At 61.7% G+C, this 5,608-nt stretch carries 6 protein-coding genes and 1 pseudogene; 4 read left to right on the plus strand and 3 right to left on the minus strand.

What is annotated here, in order from left to right; all coding sequences use genetic code 11:
* The 4 genes and pseudogenes from M6D32_RS07385 to M6D32_RS07400 form a co-directional block, all read left to right on the plus strand.
* Positions 1–538, plus strand: a pseudogene (locus M6D32_RS07385) (ornithine decarboxylase); the annotation flags it as partial.
* A 60-nt stretch (positions 539–598) separates the two neighbouring features.
* Positions 599–766, plus strand: coding sequence for a hypothetical protein (locus M6D32_RS07390; RefSeq protein WP_298254861.1), 168 nt, complete (start codon positions 599–601; stop codon positions 764–766).
* 60 nt (positions 767–826) lie between these two features.
* On the plus strand, positions 827–1,216 hold the full coding sequence (locus tag M6D32_RS07395; protein ID WP_298254862.1) for a RidA family protein: 390 nt from the start codon (positions 827–829) through the stop codon (positions 1,214–1,216).
* A gap of 227 nt (positions 1,217–1,443) precedes the next feature.
* Entirely contained in the window at positions 1,444–2,886 is a 1,443-nt protein-coding gene (locus M6D32_RS07400) for a homospermidine synthase (RefSeq protein WP_298254863.1), read from the plus strand.
* Positions 2,887–3,025: 139 nt separating this feature from the next.
* On the opposite strand, the gene M6D32_RS07405 is transcribed toward M6D32_RS07400, so the two are convergent.
* The 3 genes from M6D32_RS07405 to M6D32_RS07415 all read right to left on the minus strand — a co-directional run bounded on the left by M6D32_RS07405 (position 3,026) and on the right by M6D32_RS07415 (position 5,519).
* Positions 3,026–3,358: a hypothetical protein gene (locus M6D32_RS07405; protein ID WP_298254865.1), complete on the minus strand. Its 333-nt coding sequence runs from the start codon at positions 3,356–3,358 to the stop codon at positions 3,026–3,028.
* An 86-nt stretch (positions 3,359–3,444) separates the two neighbouring features.
* Positions 3,445–4,461, minus strand: coding sequence for a WD40 repeat domain-containing protein (locus M6D32_RS07410; RefSeq protein ID WP_298254867.1), 1,017 nt, complete (start codon positions 4,459–4,461; stop codon positions 3,445–3,447).
* Entirely contained in the window at positions 4,458–5,519 is a 1,062-nt protein-coding gene (locus tag M6D32_RS07415) for a GTP-binding protein (protein ID WP_298254869.1), read from the minus strand. The genes M6D32_RS07410 and M6D32_RS07415 overlap by 4 nt, the downstream gene beginning before the upstream one ends.
* Between the last annotated feature and the right edge of the window lie 89 nt (positions 5,520–5,608).

Consider the following 5,608-nt stretch of genomic DNA (forward strand, 5'->3'; position numbering starts at 1 on the left):
GGAATGCGGCGAGCGCGGCATGAACCTGTCGATGGTCAACCTCGGCGGCGGTTTCCCGACCAAGTACCTGAAGAATGTGCCGACGGTGAAAACGTACGGCAACGCTATCTTTAAAGCGCTGCGCAAGCATTTCGGCAACCGCATCCCAGAGACCATCATCGAGCCGGGCCGCGGCATGGTCGGCAATGCCGGCACCATCGAGGCTGAAGTCGTCCTCGTTTCGAAGAAGAGCGAAGAGGACGACGTTCGCTGGGTCTACCTCGACATCGGCAAGTTCGGCGGCCTCGCCGAGACCATGGACGAGTCGATCCGCTATCCAATCCGCACCCCGCGTGATGGCGACGCCCTGGCACCATGCGTGCTGGCGGGGCCGACCTGCGATTCCGCCGACGTGCTGTATGAGAAGGAGCCCTACATGCTCCCGGTCAGCCTGGAAATCGGCGACAAGGTGCTGATCGAGGGCACCGGGGCCTACACCTCGACCTACTCGTCGGTGGCCTTCAACGGCATCCCGCCGCTCAAGACCTACCATATCTGATCTGGCTTCTTTGAAAGCCTGAGACAACTGGGGGCCGGTGCGCCGGCTCCCTCCCTGACATTGCCGATTTGGACAACGCAGCCGCGGGCGTGCCGCGCTCGCGTGATCGCCCGTCCGGGCTTTCACAGCATCGTCACTACGATGCTGTTGGTCGCGCTGAGCATCCTGATCGTCAAGGACATCATCACGCAGCGGTCGGGGCTCCCCGCCCCGCCCGCCCTGACGTGACATGGCATTCGTCCTGATATAAATGGCCGTTAATCGCGTGAAATCCGAGGTCGAGGTTCCATGTCCCGCCGTCTTATTTCCACTGGCTCGCCGTTTGAAAAGACCGCCGGCTATAGCCGCGCCGTCGTCGACGGAGATTTTGCCTTCGTGGCCGGCACCACCGGCTACGACTACGCCACCATGACCATGCCTGCGGACGTCACGAGCCAGACGCGAAACTGCTTCAAGACCATCGAAGCGGCCTTGAAGGAAGGCGGCTTCGCCATGACCGATATCGTCCGCGCGACCTACTATCTCACCGACGTCAGGAACGCGGATGCGCATTTTGCGGTCTGCGGCGAAGTCCTCGGCGACATCAGACCAGCGGCCACCTTGCTGGTCGTCGCCGGCCTCTTGAAGCCCGAGATGAAGGTCGAGATCGAAGTGACCGCCAAGCGGCGCAGCCCATAAAGCGGCGCAGCTCCTAAGTCCCCTGCCTTACCCGCTAGTGGAGTGGATTTGACATTCGCTACCCTACCTGGCCGCAAGTTCGCAAAGCGAATGTCAAATCCGAAACTCCACTAGAATCTTACATTTTGCTAGTGGTCCTTTAATTCTAACATTCGCAAAAGTGCCGCCGAGAAGGTGTGCGAATGTTAGAATTGGACCACTGGCACTTTTCCGGAGAGCCCCATTCCATGAGCCCCGCCTCGCAAATCTACGCGAAGATCACCGGCCCCATCGTCATGGTCGGCTTCGGCTCCATCGGCAAAGGCACGCTGCCGATGATCGAACGGCATCTCGATTACGATAAGTCGCGCATCACCGTGATCGATCCCAAGGACGAGGGCCGCAAGGCGCATTGCGAGAAGCACAACGTACGCTTCATCCAGAAGGGCCTGACCAAGGACAATTACCGCGAATTGCTGACCCCGCTGCTCACTGACGGCGGCGGCCAGGGCTTTTGCGTCAATCTCTCGGTCGATACCGGCTCCACCGACATCATGGAGCTCTGCAACGAACTTGGCGCTCTCTATATCGACACCGTCAACGAGCCTTGGCTCGGCTTCTATTTCGACTCGTCGAAGGGCCCGGAAGCACGCTCCAACTATGCCCTTCGCGAAGTGACGCTGGCCGCCAAGAAGGCGCGGCCTAAGGGCTCGACGACGGCAGTCTCCTGCTGCGGCGCCAATCCCGGGATGGTCTCCTTTTTCGTCAAGCAGGCGCTCCTCAATGTCGCTGCTGATCTAAAGCTCAATGCCCCCAAACCGAAGACCACGGCGGAATGGGCGGACCTGATGCGGCAGGCTGGCATCAAGGGCATCCACATCGCCGAGCGCGACACCCAGCGCTCCAGGTCGCCGAAAGAGCCTGATGTCTTCGTCAACACCTGGTCGGTGGAAGGCTTTCTGTCGGAAGGCGTGCAGCCGTCCGAACTCGGTTGGGGCACTCATGAGAAATGGATGCCCGACAATGCGCGCACCCACGAAGCGGGCTGCGGCGCCGCCATCTATCTGATGCAGCCCGGCGCCAACACGCGCGTGCGCACCTGGTGCCCGACCCGCGGCGCGCAGTACGGCTTTCTCGTCACCCACAACGAATCGATCTCGATCTCCGATTATTTCACCGTGCGTGACTCATCAGGTACGGCGATCTATCGGCCGACCTGCCATTATGCCTATCATCCGGCGGATGATGCGGTGCTGTCGCTGCATGAAATGTTCGGCCGCGCGGCGAGGATGCAGGCAAAGCACCACATCCTCGACGAGAACGAAATCGTCGATGGCATCGACGAGCTCGGCGTACTGCTGTTCGGCCATGACAACAATGCCTACTGGTACGGCTCGCAACTCTCCATCGAAGAAACCCGCGAACTCGCGCCCTATCAGAACGCCACCGGCCTGCAAGTGACCTCTGCCGTGCTCGGCGGCATGGTGTGGGCGCTGGAAAACCCAAACGAAGGCATCGTCGAAGCCGACGAGATGGATTACGACCGCCTGCTCGAAATCCAGATGCCGTATCTCGGTCCGGTGAAAGGTTACTACACCGACTGGACACCGCTTACCGATCGCCCCGGTCTGTTTCCGGAGGACATCGACCAACGCGATCCGTGGCAATTCAGGAACGTTCTGGTGCGGTGACCAAGAAAGCTGCGACCAGCTTAACCGGTCATCCCCCGCGCATGCGGCACATCCAGTAAGCCGTGGCGGCTGTAATGGTCCGAGACGCCAGTGTTTACCGGATCGCCCGTCTTCGCGGGGGATGACAACAAGGCCGTTTCTACTTCTTCTCCATCGGAGGGGCGATCTTTTCCGGTGGCGCGGGTGGAAGCGCGGCCCTGGCTCCCTCGCTTTGCGCCTGCGCGTCAGGACGTGCCGGCTCGGGCGCCGGCGTCGTCGGGCGCGTGCCGCCGGGCTTGGATTCGGCAGGCTTGTCATTCGTCGGGGGCGTGGGCGTCCCCTGCAACGGCGGTGTGGCCTGCGCGAGGCGAATGCGGATGTGCCGGTTGTGGTGCGGGGTGGAAGCGACCGCAAAGCCGGTCAGCGACAGTCCGGTCACCAGCATGGCCGATGCGACAAAAAAATCCGCCCGGCGCTTTCGATCGTTCAACATCGCTTTCACCCAACGATAAGTTCGTGGGCGTTAACGGCCGCTTGAACGCGTTGTTCCGCGGAACCTGAACGGGAACTCGGACGCATTCAGAGCGTCAAAAGCCCGGCCTCGCCATCCTCGGCCGCGAAGGCAAGCAGCGTACCCCTGGCGTTCCAGGCAAGCCCTGCGATGGCCGCGCCGCCATTTTTGTGAACCAGGATTTCCGCGCCATCGCTCAGGCGCACCATCAGCACGGTGCCGTCCTCATAGCCGGAAACGAGAATGGCCTGGTCCGGGTGACAAGCGACCGCGGTGACGCGCGACTTCAACGGCGCCACCATCGCCGGCTCCTTGCCCATCGGGCCGTCCTTGCTCGCAAACGGCCACATGATGACCATGTCCGCACCCGACGTCGCGAGAGACTTGCCGCCGGCGCTCCACGCGATCGAGCGCACGCGGCCGGGATAGCCGGTCATGCGCATGTGCCTGTTATCCGAAAGCCGCCAGCCATGCAGCGCCGGCTCGTGCATCGCCGTCACCAGAAATTTGTTGTCGGGGCTGAAGGTCACGGCCAGGTGCGAGCCCGCCCATGGCAGAAACTCCGGCTGGCCTGCCATGTTGGGAAACCACAGCGTCACACCGTTGTAATGCGCGACGGCGAGTCTCAAGCCCTTCGGCGCAAACGCAAGCCCGCCGACGGTCGACGGCACCTCAAGAGATTTCTCCTGGTCCTTGCCGCCGCGGACAAAGGCGGTCTTGCCCGCCGACCAGGCAAACGCGCCATCGGCGTGAAGCGCCACATTGTCGATCCAGCGCCGCTTGGCATCGGTCGCAAGCACCGTCACCTCGCCCCTGGCGTCGAGCGAAGCGATCTTGCTGTCATCGCCGCCAGTGACGAGACGCTTCCCGTCGGACGTGGCGCACAGGATGCCGCCACCATGCACCGCGACGGCGGCAGGTCCGCCCTCTTCCGCGACCACGAAGATATTTTCCTCCGAGCCGACAAAAGCCGCTGTCTGCCCAAGGAAATGCACGGCGCTGACGGGCGCACCAATCGAAATCGCACGCACCTTGTCGGTGACGGAAACAATGGAGGCGGATTCACCCGGATCGAACTCGGTCATCGCGTAACGATGCAGCTCTCAAAGCCTTCGCGGATCGCCGCTTCCGGCAACTCGCGACCGATGAAGACAAGCCGGCTCTTGCGTGGCTCGCCGTCCTTCCACGGCCTCTGGTGGTCGCCCTCCAGCATCATGTGCACGCCCTGGAATACGTAACGGTCGTCATCATCGCTGAAGGCGAGGATGCCTTTCGAGCGCAGGATCTTCTGACCCTCGGTCGCCACCAGGTTTTGCAGCCATGGCATGAACCTGGAGGGATCGAGCGGCTTGTCCGAGCTGAGCGACAGCGATTGCATATCCTCGTCGTGATAGTGCTTCAGGCCGTGACCATGCTCGTGATCATGGTGGTCGTGATGACCGTGATCATGGTGATGGTGATCATGGTTATGGTCGTGATCATCCTCTTCCAGAAAATCCGGCTCGATTTCCAGGATGCGATCGAGATCGAACGCGCCGCGCTCCAGCACATCCGACAGCGCGACCTTGCAGCGCTCGGTGTGATGCAACTTGGCGTAAGGATTGATACCCCTGATCCGCGCCTCGACTTCGGCGAGTTCAGGCTTCGAGACAAGGTCGGTCTTGTTGAGCACGATGACGTCGGCAAACGCGATCTGGTTCTTGGCTTCGGGCGCGTCCTTCAGGCGGTCGCTCAGCCATTTGGCGTCGGCTACCGTCACCACGGCATCGAGCCGCGCGTTCTTCTGCACGTCCTCATCGACGAAGAAGGTTTGCGCGACCGGCGCGGGGTCGGCGAGCCCCGTGGTCTCGACAATGATCGCGTCGAACTTGCCCTTGCGCTTCATCAACCCGTCGAGGATGCGCACGAGATCGCCGCGCACCGTGCAGCAGACGCAGCCGTTGTTCATTTCGAACACTTCCTCATCGGCGCCGATGATCAGGTCGTTGTCGATGCCGATTTCGCCGAATTCATTGACGATCACCGCATATTTCTTGCCATGCGGCTCAGACAGAATCCGGTTGAGCAAGGTCGTCTTGCCGGCGCCGAGATAGCCGGTCAGCACCGTCACCGGGATTTTTTCAGACGAAGATTGCTCGGCCATTCCTAATCTCCTGGCGTTTGGCGGCTTGGCCTCGCGCCGCTTGCCGCTGGCGGCGGAAGCGCAAACGCGCTCGCTCTTGGTGTTTCTGG

It is taken from the genome of Bradyrhizobium sp., from assembly GCF_027307225.1.
GTDB lineage: Bacteria > Pseudomonadota > Alphaproteobacteria > Rhizobiales > Xanthobacteraceae > Bradyrhizobium.